Consider the following 14,680-nt stretch of genomic DNA (forward strand, 5'->3'; position numbering starts at 1 on the left):
TTAGTTTATTTTATGCTTTTAAGTGATATAAAATATTTATTTTTGCTTTCGAAAATTAGACACATACAACATATAATATGAGAACGATACAATTTAGAGAGGCGATTTGCGAGGCGATGAGCGAAGAAATGCGTCACGACGAGTCGATTTACTTAATGGGCGAGGAAGTTGCTGAATATAATGGTGCTTACAAAGCGTCTAAAGGAATGCTTGCTGAGTTTGGTGAAAAAAGAGTAATTGATACTCCTATTGCTGAGTTAGGATTTTCAGGAATTGCAGTTGGATCAGCAATGAACGGCTGTAGACCAATTGTAGAATACATGACGTTTAACTTTTGTTTGGTAGGTATTGATCAAATTATCAATAACGCCGCAAAAATGCGTCAAATGAGTGGCGGGCAATTTAATGTGCCAATCGTTTTTCGTGGACCAACAGCTTCGGCAGGTCAACTAGGAGCGACACACTCTCAAGCTTTAGAAAACTGGTTTGCTAATACACCTGGATTAAAAGTAGTAGTTCCATCTACTGTTTATGATGCAAAAGGTTTGTTGAAAGCGGCTATTCGTGATAATGACCCAGTTATTTTTATGGAGTCAGAGCAGATGTATGGTGACAAAGGTGAAGTGCCAGATGGTGAATATGTTATTCCGTTGGGAGTTGCTGATATCAAGCGTGAAGGTACTGATGTAACGATTGTTTCTTTTGGAAAAATTATCAAAGAAGCTCATATTGCTGCTGACGAATTGGCTAAAGAAGGAATTTCTTGTGAGATTATAGATTTAAGAACAGTACGTCCGATGGATTACGAGACGATTTTAACTTCGGTTAAAAAAACAAATCGTTTGGTGGTTCTTGAAGAGGCTTGGCCTTTTGCAAGTGTAGCATCGGAGATTACATATATTGTTCAAGAGCGCGCTTTTGATTTCTTAGACGCACCTATTCAACGTATCACAACGGCTGATACTCCTGCGCCTTACTCTCCGGTTTTATTAAAAGAATGGTTGCCTAATGCTGCAGATGTTGTGAAAGCAGTTAAAAAAGTTATGTACAAAAAATAAGCTATTACTAACGGGATTTGCCTATAAACTTTAACATGGCTTTGGGTAATGTCTTCGCTGCTAAAGGCTTAAATTAACTATATTTGAAACTTCATCAATTGTTTAAGTTGGTGAAGTTTTTTTTTGATTGAGTATGAAAAAGATTTTATTGTTGGTATTGGTTTTTATGGCTTTTTCAGCCGTGTCTTGGTCGCAAACCAAAGTGAGTGGTGTAGTAGTTGATAAGCAAAATCAACCTATTCCGTTTGCTAATGTAGTTTTCAAAGGCTCAAGTGAAGGTATCGTAACGAATGAAGATGGGAAGTTTTATTTAGAGTCGGCATCGAATTATTCTTTAATTGTAATATCGTCGGTGGGATTTTCTGAAAAAGAAATAACACTAGAAAAAGCAGTTACTTACAATTTTGTTATTCAACTTAAAGAAGCCGAAAGTTTAAATGAAGTGGTTGTTTTTACTGGTAAAACCTCGAAAAAGAACAACCCGGCACTCGATATTTTACGCAAAATTTGGGAACGCAAACGCAAGAATGGTTTGTACCAATTTGATCAGTACCAAATGGAGAAGTATGAAAAAGTAGAATTTGACATGAATTCTATTGATAGTGCTTTCATGAAAAGTAAAATTTTCAAAGGCATGGAGTTTATCTTCAACCAAGTAGATACTTCTCGCGTTACAGGAAAAACCTATCTTCCAATTTTTATAAACGAGTCATTGGCTGATGTGTACGGAGACAATACAATCAAAAAAGTCAAAGAAAAAATGAAGGCTAATAAAACTTCTGGTTTTAATGGCAATCAGCAAATTTTGTCTTTCGTTAAGGATTTGTATTCTGATTATAATATTTACAACAACTACCTCACTTTTTTTGATAAGAGTTTTACAAGTCCACTTTCACGCACGGGTATTGATGTGTACAACTATGTGCTGAAAGACAGTGCGTACATTGACAAAAAATGGTGTTTTAATATTGTTTTTTACCCGCGTCGTAAAAACGAACTTACTTTTAAAGGTGATTTTTGGGTAAACGATTCTACGTATGCCATTAAAAAAATCAATATGGCAGTGACCAAAAGCGCCAACATCAACTGGGTAAAAGATATTTATTTAGAGCAAGAGTTTGAAGTAGTGAGCGACTCGGTTTTTCTACTTACGAAGGATTATTTGATGTCGGACTTTGCGCTCAACAAAAAAGAAAATTCCAAAGGGGTTTATGGCAAACGAACTACCTATTTCAGGAACCATCAATTTAATAAACAACTGCCCCAAACTTTCTATAAAGAGGAGGTTAATTATCGGGATGACGAAGTTTATAACAAATCCGATGAATATTGGGATGAAAACCGCTTCGAGAATTTAAGTAAAGACGAGTTGGGTGTTTACAAAATGCTCGACACTTTGCAAACCGTCAAGAAATTCAGACGACTCTACAGTTTAGTATCCATATTAGGTAGTGGCTATGTCGAGTTCAAGAACTTCGATTTTGGTCCAGTATTTTCTAGTTTCGGGTACAATGAAGTCGAAGGCGTGCGCTTGCGTGCTGGTGGTCGAACGTATTTTGGTCCTAACGATCCATGGCGCTTGCAGGCGTATACTGCCTATGGTTTTGATGATAACAAAGTAAAATACGGTTTATCAGGAAAATGGATGGTCGACAAAAAAAATCGTTTAATTATATCCGGTGGAAATCGTCGCGATATTGAACAAATAGGCGCCAGTTTAACTACAACCAATGATGTTTTGGGTAGAAGTTTTGCGTCATCGGCTGTTTTTTCTTCAGGAAGTAATGGTAAGTTGACCAATATTAACTTAACGAACCTCGCTGTAGAGATAGAGCCGGTTAAGAATTTAGTTTTTCAAGCAGGTGTTTCGTACCGAACATTAGAGTCGGCTTCGCCAACTTTTAGTTTGGATTATTTTACAGATGCTGCCAACCAAATTACCAAAAGTGACGTCAAACAATCCGAAGCCAATCTTCAAATTGAGTTTTCACCAAAACGTAAAACAATTGGTTTTGGGGTAGAGCGAGATGTAGTTGATAGTCCGTACAGCCGTTTCTTTGTCAATTACAGCCATGGTTTCAAAGGCTTGTTGGATAGCGATTTTCAATACGATAAATTGCAATTGTACTTCAAGCAGCCTATTGTGATCGGGCCATTGGGGCGCACCAATTTAATCATGGAAGTCGGTAAAACTTTTGGTAAAGTGCCACTCGGCTTACTCAGTGTAATTCCAGGAAACCAAACCTATTTCACCATTGAAAATACTTTTAGCAACCTTAATTTTTACGAGTTTGTTTCAGATGAGTACATGACTTTGCAATGGAATCACAACTTTAACGGACGTATTTTTGCCAGAATTCCGTTCATGCGAAAACTCAACTGGAGAGAAATTATCGCCGTTCGTGGAGTTTACGGTTCGGTTTCTGATCAAAACAGAGCTATCAATGCTTCGGGCTTGGTTTACAACGCTCCAGAACGAGGCTATTGGGAATATAGTGCTGGAATTGGAAATATTTTCAAGGTATTCCGCATCGATTTTGCATGGCGGGGTAATTATCTCAATACGCCAGATACCAACCGATTTACCATTAAAGGCGCTTTCGGTTTTAACTTTTAGGAGCTAATCCGGCTGTACATTATATCTTTTTTGTGGGCAAAAAAAGCCCACAAAAAAGGATGCCATTTCCATCCGGGCTAGAACGCGAGTACAATGAAAACAGCATTTGAATTTCTAACACAAAAAGATCCTATTTTTCAATCCATAATTGATAAATACGGTTTGCCTGAACGGCCATCAAGACCTCAAGGTTTTGAGACTTTGGTGTTATTGTTATTAGAACAACAAGTGTCAATTGCATCTGCCAAAGCTACTTTTTTGCGTCTGCGCGAACACGTAGGGCAATTTCACCCCAGTATTTTAATTCCCATTTCTGAGGAGCAATACCGAGCTTTGGGCGTAAGCCGACAAAAAGCTAGTTACATCAAGGCTTTGGCCACAGCCATTGAAAACCAAGAGTTGCAACTTGAAACATTACCTCATAAAAGTGCAGAGCAAGTACGCCACGAATTACTTAAAGTAAAAGGAATTGGTAATTGGACCACTGATATTTACCTGATGTTTTGCTTGCAAGCCCCGGATTTATTGCCCTTGGGTGATGTTGCCGTAGTGCGAACCATTCAAGAATTATGGCAGTTGGAGCGCAAAGAAGAAATGGTAGAATTGGCTACGCAATGGAGTCCTTATCGCTCTTTTGCTACCTATTTGCTCTGGCATTACTACCTAAACAAGCGCAACCGAACAATTACCTATCAGTATTAAATTTTTTATGCGTTTAATTTACAGTTAGCTAGGTTTTTTTATTGCAAAAACGCAGCGTTTGATTACTTTTGCACCATAATTTATAGATAAGAAAAATAAAATGACTGCAGACAAAGTAACGACTTTCGATGTTTTAATCGAAATACCAAGAGGAAGTAGAAATAAATACGAATATGATTTCGAAATAAAAAGAATGCGTTTTGATAGAATGTTGTTCTCTTCAATGATGTATCCTGCTGATTACGGATTTATTCCTGAAACTTTAGCATTAGATGGTGACCCATTAGATGTATTGGTTTTGGTAAACGAGCCAACTTTTCCTGGTTGCGTAATGGAAGTAAAGCCAATTGGAGTTTTTCATATGGCGGATGACAAAGGACCAGACGAAAAAGTAATTTGTGTACCGGTTTCTGATCCAATCTGGAATTCATTAGAAAACCTTTCTGATATCAATCCTCACTTATTAAAAGAAATCGAGCACTTCTTTCAAGTGTACAAAGATCTTGAAAACAAAAAAGTAGATGTTGAAGGTTGGGGAGATGTAAATGAAGCATACGCAATCATCAAAGAATGTACAGAACGCTTTAATGCTATCGAAAACAAACCAGAAGGTTTATTTAGTATTAAGTAATAATTTAGCATAATAATTGTAAAAAAAGCAATATTCCGTTTGGAGTATTGCTTTTTTGCTTAAATTCGTTTGGTTACACCATAATTATTAACTAAAACCAAACCAGAATTATGAATACAATTATGATTTACTTGCCAATTGCCATGGCATTTATTGGACTGGCGTTTATGATTACAAAAAGAGCATGGGTTTTAAAACAAGACCCCGGCGACGGAAAGATGAAGGAGATTTCAGATTACATTTACGAAGGTGCTTTGGCCTTTCTCAAAGCGGAATATCGCTTACTTAGTTTTTTTGTTATTGGAGCTAGTATTGTTTTGGCAGGTGTTTCGTTTATTGTTCCTACTACGCACATCTTAATTGTAGTAGCTTTTATTTTTGGTGCTTTTTTTTCAGCCCTTGCGGGAAATATGGGAATGAAAATAGCCACCAAAACCAATGTTAGAACCACGCAGGCTGCTCGTACGAGTTTGCCGCAAGCTTTAAAAGTTTCTTTTGGTGGTGGGACTGTAATGGGACTTGGTGTTGCAGGTCTTGCAGTTTTAGGTTTGACTACCTTTTTTATATTTTTCTTTCACTTTTTTATGAACGGCGTTTGGACTACGACCGAAGACATGACTATTGTTTTAGAAACTTTAGCAGGTTTTTCTCTTGGTGCAGAATCAATAGCATTATTTGCAAGAGTTGGTGGCGGAATTTATACCAAAGCGGCTGATGTAGGTGCTGATTTAGTAGGCAAGGTAGAAGCTGGTATTCCAGAAGATGATCCTCGAAATCCAGCTACAATTGCAGATAACGTAGGAGACAATGTAGGTGATGTTGCCGGTATGGGAGCGGATTTATTTGGTTCGTATGTAGCCACGGTTTTGGCAGCAATGGTTCTTGGGAATTATGTAATCAAAGATATGGGCGGAAGTATTCAAGATGCTTTTGGCGGAATTGGACCTATTTTATTACCAATGGCAATTGCCGGTTTTGGAATTTTATTTTCGATAATCGGAACCATGTTAGTGAAAATCACCGATGACAATGCAAAAGAAGCACAAGTACAAAAGGCCTTGAATATTGGTAATTGGGTTTCGATAGGTTTGACTTTAGTAGCTTGTTACTTTCTCGTAAAATACATGTTACCTGAAACCATGAAAATGGATTTCTTCGGAGAAGGAACAAAAGAAATTTCATCTATGCGTGTTTTTTACGCAACAATTGTAGGTTTGGTTGTAGGTGCGTTTATATCATCGGTTACTGAATATTATACGGGATTGGGTACAAAACCGGTTATGGCTATTGTACAAAAATCAAGTACGGGAGCGGGTACAAACGTAATTGCTGGATTAGCAACGGGAATGATTTCAACTTTCCCTACAGTTTTATTATTTGCAGCAGCGATTTGGACTTCTTATGCTTTAGCAGGATTTTATGGAGTGGCTTTGGCAGCATCAGCAATGATGGCAACCACAGCGATGCAATTAGCAATAGATGCTTTTGGACCTATATCTGATAATGCGGGTGGAATTGCAGAAATGAGTGAACTACCTAAAGAAGTGCGCACTAGAACCGACATTTTAGATTCTGTAGGGAATACAACAGCAGCAACTGGGAAAGGATTTGCCATTGCTTCGGCAGCATTGACATCACTAGCATTATTTGCAGCTTATGTAACCTTTACAGGAATCGACGGAATCAATATTTTTAAAGCGCCAGTATTGGCCATGTTGTTTGTTGGTGGAATGATTCCTGTTGTCTTCTCTGCGCTAGCTATGAATTCAGTGGGGAAAGCTGCTATGGATATGGTGTATGAAGTACGTCGTCAGTTCAGAGAAATTCCTGGAATTATGGAAGGAACTGCAAAACCGGAATATGCGAAATGTGTTGATATTTCGACAAAGGCCGCTTTGCGCGAAATGATGTTGCCAGGAATTTTGACTATTGGTTTCCCAATTGCGATTGTTTTACTTGGTAAGTTGGTTTATGCGGACAACAACCAACTCATTGCCGAAATGCTAGGAGGATACATGGCTGGAGTTACAGTTTCGGGTGTGTTGTGGGCTGTTTTCCAAAACAATGCTGGTGGCGCTTGGGATAATGCTAAAAAGTCATTCGAAGCGGGTGTGATGATTAATGGCGAAATGACTTATAAAGGTTCTGATGCGCACAAAGCAGCGGTTACCGGTGATACTGTTGGTGATCCTTTCAAAGACACTTCGGGACCTTCTATGAATATTTTGATTAAATTGACTTGTTTAATAGGTTTGGTGATTGCTCCAATTTTAGGAAATGGTCATTCCGATAGTGCAGCGGCTTCTTGTTGTGCTAAAATGGATACAACAGAAATGGTTTGCAAGATGGGCAAATGCGATCCCGAAAAAATGGCGAACATGACTAAAGACGAATGTGCAGCCATGTGTAAAAAGAATGGTTGCTCAGAAGAATGTACTCAAAAATGCTTATCAATGTATGATGCAGCTGGAAAGTACACTGGCGGTGGTACGAAAACAGTTTCAATGACATCATCAAAAGATTTGCTCATAGAGCTATCTAATGAAAATGGAAAGACTAAAGCGACCGTCACAATGACCGAGAATGGCAAAACGACAAAACAAACTTTTGAAGGCACCGATGCCGAGGTACAAGCCAAAATTGATTCTTTAAAATAATAGGAATACTATTAAATAAAGAAATGCCTTTCCATCGAAAGGCATTTTTTGCGTTATAGAAGTACTGTTTTTAAGCCTCAATTACTAAATCCTTTAATTGTGTAACAATCCTAAAAAATGGTGTAATGCATTCTTTGAAGTACCGCTTTATCTTTGTAAAAGACTTGTAGGTCAACTAAAAAAAACGTGTACTATGGAACCAAAAATCGGAATTACAAAAAAAGAATTAGACGAAAGCATCTCTTATCTAACTACTATATTGGCCAATCAGATGGTGCTTTATACCAAAACAAGACAATTTCACTGGAACGTTTCTGGAAACAGTTTCATGGAATTACACAAACTTTTTGAAGCGCAATATACTGCTCTCGAACAAGAAATTGATGCAACTGCAGAACGTATCAGTAAACTAGGAGGCAGAGCAATCGGAACGATGAAAGAGTTTATTGAGCAATCTGTTCTTAAAGAAAATAGTACTGATTTGCAGCAAAAAGACATGCTTAAAGAATTGCTAATTGATCATGAAACCGTATTGAAACAATTGCGAAAATTCATCAAAAGTCTTGATGAAACGGATGATTTTGGTACTGCTGATTTTGTAATAGGTCTTTTGCAAAAGCACGAAGATAAATCTTGGATGTTGCGCAAGTACATTAACTAGAACACTATTATTAATTCAAAACTATAACACTATGAACACTACAGAGCTAAAAGGAAATTGGAACGAGTTAAAAGGAAAATTAAAACAAAAATACGCTGATCTTACAGATGACGACTTGTTGTACGAAGAAGGTAAAGAAGACGAATTGTTTGGCCGTTTGCAACAAAAAATTGGGCAAACCAAAGAGCAAATTACCAAATGGTACAATGAAGAACTAAAGTAAAAATAAAAAATTGGTTTGGTTTGGTTGACAAAGCGCCGCTTCTTGAATTAGAAGCGGCGCTTTTATTTTTAGAATAACCCATTTAATTCTGCATCAATTCTGTTGAAGATGTTTCCTAAATCTTCGGGATTGTCTACAAAGTTGATGTTGTCTACATCAATAATTAATAAGTTTCCTTTATCATACGTTTGAATCCAGCCTTCGTAGCGTTCGTTCAAGCGACTCAAATATTCTATAGAAATTGAATTTTCGTATTCACGACCTCGTTTGTGAATTTGTCCCACTAAATTTGGAATGGAGCTACGCAAATAGATCAATAAATCAGGCGCCTTTACCGTTGATTCCATCAATTCAAATAAAGAAGTATAGTTTTGAAAATCACGATTGGTCATCAAACCCATGGCATATAAATTGGGTGCAAAAATGTGAGCATCCTCATAAATGGTTCTGTCCTGAATAATTTTTTTACCGCTTTCGCGAATTTGCATTACTTGACGAAAACGACTGTTCAAGAAATAGATTTGTAAATTAAACGACCAACGTTCCATTTGATGGTAAAAATCATCTAAGTACGGATTGTCAACTACATCTTCAAAATGAGGTTCCCACTTAAATTGTTTGGCCAGTAATCGTGTTAAGGTTGTTTTTCCTGAGCCTATATTTCCTGCTATTGCTATGTGCATTATGGTATTATGATTTTATAATTGCTAATTCCTGATGTTGTAAAAATAGATAAAATTTGGTCCTTGTAATATATTTTTACAAACGTTTTTTCAGAAATTTCTAGGGTTGTGTTTTGCTGTTTTTTTAAATCAGTAAATATTACTTTGCCATCTTTGGCATAAATATATTGGTATGAATTTATTAACGCGAGATAATCAAAATCAGGTATGATTCCTATTGATGTAACGGCTCCAAACAAATCACAACTGAACCAATTATTTTTGGTATCCAGCCAATAAAAAGTATTAAAGTCCGAGCTGTAAAATTTAATACGATCCACAAATGGCACCGCGAGTGTTTTAAAAGTGTTTTTTAAATAATCAAACAAGCCCAATTGCTGCGTATTGCTATCAAAAACCCAAAGCTGATTTTGTGCTGCAAGACCCGCAGCAGTTGTTACAATAGGGAAGACGTTTTCGGAGAAGTTAATTTTTTGAGTTTCATTCAACTGATTGTCTAAAGTAACAACCGTATTGAAGTCTTCGTAAAACAGTACTAATTTCAATGGATTTTGCAAATCGACATCACTAATTTTTCCCAGCGCAATATTGCTGTAATTGTAATATTCAGCTTTCTTTTTTTTAGAAAGCACATTGTTTTTTATGTAATATAGGTAACCTAGAGAATCGTATCCTAGAAATTCATCAGCATCCAATTCAACAGTGTTCAATTTGTTGATTGTTGGATTTTGATTTTGGCAAAAACCAATTGTAGCCCAGCAAAATAGGATCAAAAAAACTAATTTTTTCATAAAGGTAAAAGTACGATTAAACCAAAGTTGGTATTAATTGTCTTAGTATTTATTTAACATTATCATTGTAACAAAAATAGTATTTTTCACTCTTATCTATTAAAAACCATCAAAATGCAAAAATTAATTTACACTGTAGTAATCGCTATCGCCTCTTTCTTGGGGTTGCAAGCGCAGGAGTTTCAAGGAATGGCTGTGTACGAGAGTAAAACCAGCACTTCAGAAATGAAGACTCGTTTGGAAGGCAACAAAAATATGACGCCTGATATGCAAAAAATGATTGAAGAACGCATGAAAAAAATGTTCGAGAAAACATTTATTCTCAATTTTAACAAGACGGCTTCTATTTATAAAGAAGAAGAAAAACTTGAGGCTTCGGCTCAAGGTGGTGGTTTTCGTATGATGTCAAGTTTTGCCGGTGGTGGCGGAACGTATTACAAAAACGTAAAAGACAAACAATACAGCAACGACAAAGAATTCATGGGAAAAGAATTTATGGTGAAAGATTCCTTAACTAGTTTGAATTGGAAAATGGAGGCAGAAACTCGTGTGATTGGTGGCTATACTTGTTACAAAGCAACCGCTATCAAAAAACCAAGTGCTACTGATTTTAGAAACATGCGTCCTCGTAAAGATGATGGTGAAAAGAAAGAAGGAGCAAAACCTACTGAGGAGAAAAAAACCAATTTCTTGGATGCCGTTGAGGTACCAAAAGAAATTGTGGTTACCGCTTGGTATACTCCCGAAATTCCAGTGAGCCAAGGACCTGAGGGTTATTGGGGTTTGCCAGGATTAATCTTGGAGGTTAATGACGGACGCACCACTATTTTGTGTTCAAAAGTAGTTTTAAACCCTAAAGATAAAGTAGAGATTAAAGCCATTACCAAAGGAAAAGTAGTTTCTCAAAAGGAGTATGACGATGCTGTGATGAAAAAAATGGAAGAGTGGAGAGAGATGAATCAAGGTCGCGGAGGAAATGGTGGTATGCAAATGCGTTTCGGAAATTAATTGAATTAAAAATATGAGAATTTCAATCATCAGTTTAGTTTGTTTGTTTATCGGACTTTATTCACAAGCGCAAGGATTTCAAGGTAAGGCAGAATACTTGTCTAAAATTATTTTAAAAAAATCATCGGAGAGTGCTGACAAAGCCTCTGCTAAAGATGCAGCTTTTTCAGTGTCATTTAAAGAATTAATGAAATCGGCAAGTGAAAAAAAGTACTTGCTCACTTTTAATAAACAAGAGTGTCTTTATGAAGAAATACAAACGTTGGATAAACCTAAAGCGCCAAGTACAGGTATGGTAGTGAGTTTCTCATTTTCGGGCGATGGGAAATCATATATAGATACAAAAGGAAAAATAAAAATTGTTGAAGATGAAATTTTTGGTAAAAAATTTTTAATTGTTGATGCACTTACAAAACCAGAATGGAAGTTGGTAGATGAGACAAAAAAAATTGGTGATTATACTTGTTACAAAGCAGAAGTGGTTATTCCAGTAACTGAGAAACAAAAAAGTGACTATAAAGATTTCTTAAAGAAGCAAGAAAATAAAACTAGTCTTTTCCCTATGCAGGAGCCTAAAGACAAGGTTGTTACTGCATGGTACACTCCAGAAATACCTGTAAGTCTTGGACCAAAAAACTACTGGGGTTTACCAGGATTAATTTTAGAGGTAAACGAGGGGGATTTGATTATGCTCTGCTCTAAAGTTACATTGAGTAACAAAGAAGTAGCTGAAATTAAAAAACCAAACACAGGGAAAAAAGTCACGCAAGCACAATTTGATGTTCTAGAAAAAGAAAAAATAGATAGCATGAAAGGCGATGGCGAGGCTGTTATAATCCAACGTAATTAATAAATTAAGTTTTACATTCCACACACTTTACCCATGAAACAATTTTTTCTTTTTTTAATATTTTTTGTTAGCTCAATTTCTTTTGCTCAATCAGTTAAATTAGAAGGTCTCGTAACTGATTCTAAATCGGGGCCTTTAGAAATGGCCAACGTAATGGCCGTGAATCAAACTACCAAAGCAATGGATGCTTATGCCATTACAACCGATAAAGGCAAGTTTATTTTAAACTTAAAAGCTAACACGACTTATGTTTTAAAACTAAGTTATCTGGGTATGCAAAATAAGGAAGTCACCATTGCTACACTTGCTCAAAATATGGTGCAAAATATCACCATGGAATCGGGTGGCATCGAACTTGATGGTGTAGAAATTGTCCGCGAAATGCCAGTTTCTATAAAAGGGGATACTATTGTGTACAATACTGATTCGTTTAAAACCGGAGAAGAACGTAAGCTAGAAGACGTTTTTAAAAAATTACCAGGTTTTGAAGTAACGGGTGACGGTCAAGTGCAAGTAGAGGGAAAAAAAGTGACCAAACTTTTTGTAGACGGAAAACCTTTTATGGAAGGGGACACGAAACTGGGTTCAAAAAATATTCCATCTGATGCAGTCGATAAAGTGCAAGTACTTCGTAATTTTAACGAGGTTTCGCAAATGAAAGGCCTTGAAAATAATAATGACGACATTGCTATTAATATCAAACTTAAAAAAGGTAAAGATAAATTTTGGTTTGGTGACGTAAGTGGCGGTTTGGCTAATGATAAAGGATATATTTTTAACCCAAAATTGTTTTATTATTCGCCAAAAACAAGCATCAACTCTATTGTAAACCTTAATAACATTGGCGAAGTTTCATTGACTTCGGCTGATTTTTTCAGAATAAATGGAGGCGCACGAAACACGATTGGTCGTAACGGTACTTCATTAACTCTTAATCGAAACTTTTTTGGTTTGTCAGGTGGTGATAATGTGGCCAAAGCGAGTGATAAATTTGGGACTATCAATATTAATCATTCGGTTTCTAAAAAATGGACATTGTCTGGTTTTGCGGCTTATTCAGCAACGTTCAACCAGTCTATTACCAATTCAGAACGCGGAATTTTTGAACCGAACACCACCAATATTGCGACTTTAGAAAACAGAAAAAACAATACCGAGTCTCGTAACAATGCCTTCATCTCTAAATTTGGTTCAAAATACAAAGCCAACGAGAACTTTCAATTGGATTATGATGCTTTTTTTAGAAAAAATGATCAGCAAGATGTAGATAATAGTCAAACTAATTTCACTTCTACTTCAAACGGGAATACGGTAACTAATAACAATACCGTAATTGCTTTTCAAAAACAAGCGCCAGCATCGTTCAATCAGAGTTTGAATATGTTTTATACCCAAAATCCAAAATCGACTTGGGTATTAGAAATGCAACATCAATACGAGGATGAAGATCCTTTTTACAATCCGCAGCTTTCGGTAAATCCATACCAAAATGCAAATTCAACAAACCCGAACGATCCAAGTGCAGTTTTTGTAAATGAAAATGCCCTAAACATACAGCAATCTCGTTTCGTAAAAACCAATAAACTTGATGCCAAAGTTGACTATTTTTATCAAATCTCGAACAAAAGTATCTTGAATGTAACTGCAGGAAATACGAATGCTTACCAATCGTACAACTCGAGTATTTTGCAAATTCTTCAAGATAATTCAGTAAATCCGGTAGAGCAAGCAGCTTATAATAATGATGTGCGTTACTTATTTAACGATGCTTTTATAGGTTTGCATTATAAGTTTATCAGAGGCAAGTTTACTTTCAATCCTGGTTTTTCTTTGCACCAATACAATACTTCAAACGAGCAATTTGCATCGCCATTCAAACTTAATTTCACTAGATTATTGCCTGATATGTTTGCACGTTGGGACTTGAAGAAGTCAGAAAATGTAACCTACAATTTCAACATGCGTAACGGCTTTAATGATGTAAATGCTTTGGTTGAAGGATTTATTTTTACCAATTTTAACAGCTTGTCACGAGGAAATGCGCAATTAGAAAATTCATTAGTGACAAGCCACCGTTTGAATTATTCAAAGTACAACTTGTATAATTTTACTACGATTTTTGCAAACATCAGTTATACAACTACCAAAGATCCAGTCGTTAATGGAGTTTCTTTCCAAAGTATTTATTCAACCTCTGACCGTTTGAATTTAGATGCTGAAAACGAAAATTTAAACGGAAATTTGTTTTACTCTAAAAGCTTCAAAAAGTATTACAAAGTTACTGCTGGAGCCAATGCAGGTTGGAATCGCAATTTTGTTTTAAACAGAAGAGTTCAAGGTGGAGTGACTCAAGAATTCATTCAAGGAATCGAAAATGTAAATCACTCTTACAACTTGGCTTTTGCAACGCAGTTCAAAAAATATCCAAACGTAGATTTGGGTTACCGCGTGAATTTTTCAGAGCAAGCAGCCAATAAATTCACCACTCAAACACCGACCGTAAAACTGAATTATTATTTCTTGAATGGTTTGAATGTTAATTGGGATTATGCCTTTAACCGATTTAAAAATGAAACTAATGGTGTATCAAACGATTTTAAAATCATGACTGCTAGTTTGAACTACATCAAGAAAGATGCAAAGTTTGAATACCGCATTCAGGCGAATAATCTTTTGAACACCCGTTCAAGATTGAACAACTCATTTAGTGTAAACGGTTTTAATGCCAATGAAAATATCATCCTACCTCGATTTGTAACTTTCATAGTGAAGTACAATTTGTAAGCTTCATTTAACTTA

12 protein-coding genes are annotated in these 14,680 nt (G+C 36.2%); 10 read left to right on the forward strand and 2 right to left on the reverse strand.

Annotated features, from left to right (window positions below; all coding sequences use genetic code 11):
• The first annotated feature begins 77 nt into the window (after positions 1–77).
• The 7 genes from G9Q29_RS09160 (at position 78) to G9Q29_RS09190 (ending at position 8,549) form a co-directional block, all read left to right on the forward strand.
• Positions 78–1,058 (forward strand): pyruvate dehydrogenase complex E1 component subunit beta, encoded by a 981-nt coding sequence (locus G9Q29_RS09160; protein ID WP_166136045.1) that lies wholly within the window; start codon positions 78–80, stop codon positions 1,056–1,058.
• Between the two features lie 133 nt (positions 1,059–1,191).
• Entirely contained in the window at positions 1,192–3,675 is a 2,484-nt protein-coding gene (locus tag G9Q29_RS09165) for a DUF5686 and carboxypeptidase-like regulatory domain-containing protein (protein WP_166136048.1), read from the forward strand.
• Positions 3,676–3,768: 93 nt separating this feature from the next.
• Entirely contained in the window at positions 3,769–4,377 is a 609-nt protein-coding gene (locus tag G9Q29_RS09170) for a DNA-3-methyladenine glycosylase family protein (protein ID WP_166136051.1), read from the forward strand.
• A gap of 100 nt (positions 4,378–4,477) precedes the next feature.
• Positions 4,478–5,008, forward strand: a complete 531-nt coding sequence (locus G9Q29_RS09175; RefSeq protein ID WP_086453321.1) for an inorganic diphosphatase — start codon at positions 4,478–4,480, stop codon at positions 5,006–5,008.
• A gap of 110 nt (positions 5,009–5,118) precedes the next feature.
• Positions 5,119–7,665, forward strand: a complete 2,547-nt coding sequence (locus G9Q29_RS09180) for a sodium-translocating pyrophosphatase (RefSeq protein ID WP_166136054.1) — start codon at positions 5,119–5,121, stop codon at positions 7,663–7,665.
• A 193-nt stretch (positions 7,666–7,858) separates the two neighbouring features.
• Positions 7,859–8,326, forward strand: coding sequence for a Dps family protein (locus G9Q29_RS09185; protein ID WP_166136057.1), 468 nt, complete (start codon positions 7,859–7,861; stop codon positions 8,324–8,326).
• 31 nt (positions 8,327–8,357) lie between these two features.
• On the forward strand, positions 8,358–8,549 hold the full coding sequence (locus G9Q29_RS09190; RefSeq protein ID WP_166136060.1) for a CsbD family protein: 192 nt from the start codon (positions 8,358–8,360) through the stop codon (positions 8,547–8,549).
• Between the two features lie 68 nt (positions 8,550–8,617).
• On the opposite strand, the gene G9Q29_RS09195 is transcribed toward G9Q29_RS09190, so the two are convergent.
• Both G9Q29_RS09195 and G9Q29_RS09200 read right to left on the reverse strand, forming a co-directional pair.
• Positions 8,618–9,232, reverse strand: a complete 615-nt coding sequence (locus G9Q29_RS09195; RefSeq protein ID WP_166136063.1) for a deoxynucleoside kinase — start codon at positions 9,230–9,232, stop codon at positions 8,618–8,620.
• Complete coding sequence (locus G9Q29_RS09200) at positions 9,232–10,023, reverse strand: hypothetical protein (RefSeq protein ID WP_166136066.1); 792 nt, start codon at positions 10,021–10,023, stop codon at positions 9,232–9,234. The genes G9Q29_RS09195 and G9Q29_RS09200 overlap by 1 nt, the downstream gene beginning before the upstream one ends.
• A 114-nt stretch (positions 10,024–10,137) precedes the next feature.
• Between G9Q29_RS09200 and G9Q29_RS09205 the strand changes: the two genes are divergently transcribed.
• The 3 genes from G9Q29_RS09205 to G9Q29_RS09215 are packed head-to-tail and all read left to right on the forward strand — an operon-like array spanning position 10,138 to position 14,665.
• Entirely contained in the window at positions 10,138–11,031 is an 894-nt protein-coding gene (locus tag G9Q29_RS09205; protein WP_166136069.1) for a GLPGLI family protein, read from the forward strand.
• A gap of 13 nt (positions 11,032–11,044) precedes the next feature.
• Positions 11,045–11,881 carry a GLPGLI family protein gene (locus G9Q29_RS09210; protein WP_166136072.1) on the forward strand — a complete coding sequence of 279 codons (837 nt, stop codon included), beginning with the start codon at positions 11,045–11,047 and terminating at the stop codon, positions 11,879–11,881.
• Positions 11,882–11,914: 33 nt separating this feature from the next.
• Positions 11,915–14,665: a carboxypeptidase regulatory-like domain-containing protein gene (locus tag G9Q29_RS09215; RefSeq protein WP_166136075.1), complete on the forward strand. Its 2,751-nt coding sequence runs from the start codon at positions 11,915–11,917 to the stop codon at positions 14,663–14,665.
• The last annotated feature ends 15 nt before the right edge of the window (positions 14,666–14,680 follow it).

Origin of the sequence: Flavobacterium turcicum (genome assembly GCF_011365745.1) — a bacterium.
GTDB classification, from domain to species: domain Bacteria; phylum Bacteroidota; class Bacteroidia; order Flavobacteriales; family Flavobacteriaceae; genus Flavobacterium; species Flavobacterium turcicum.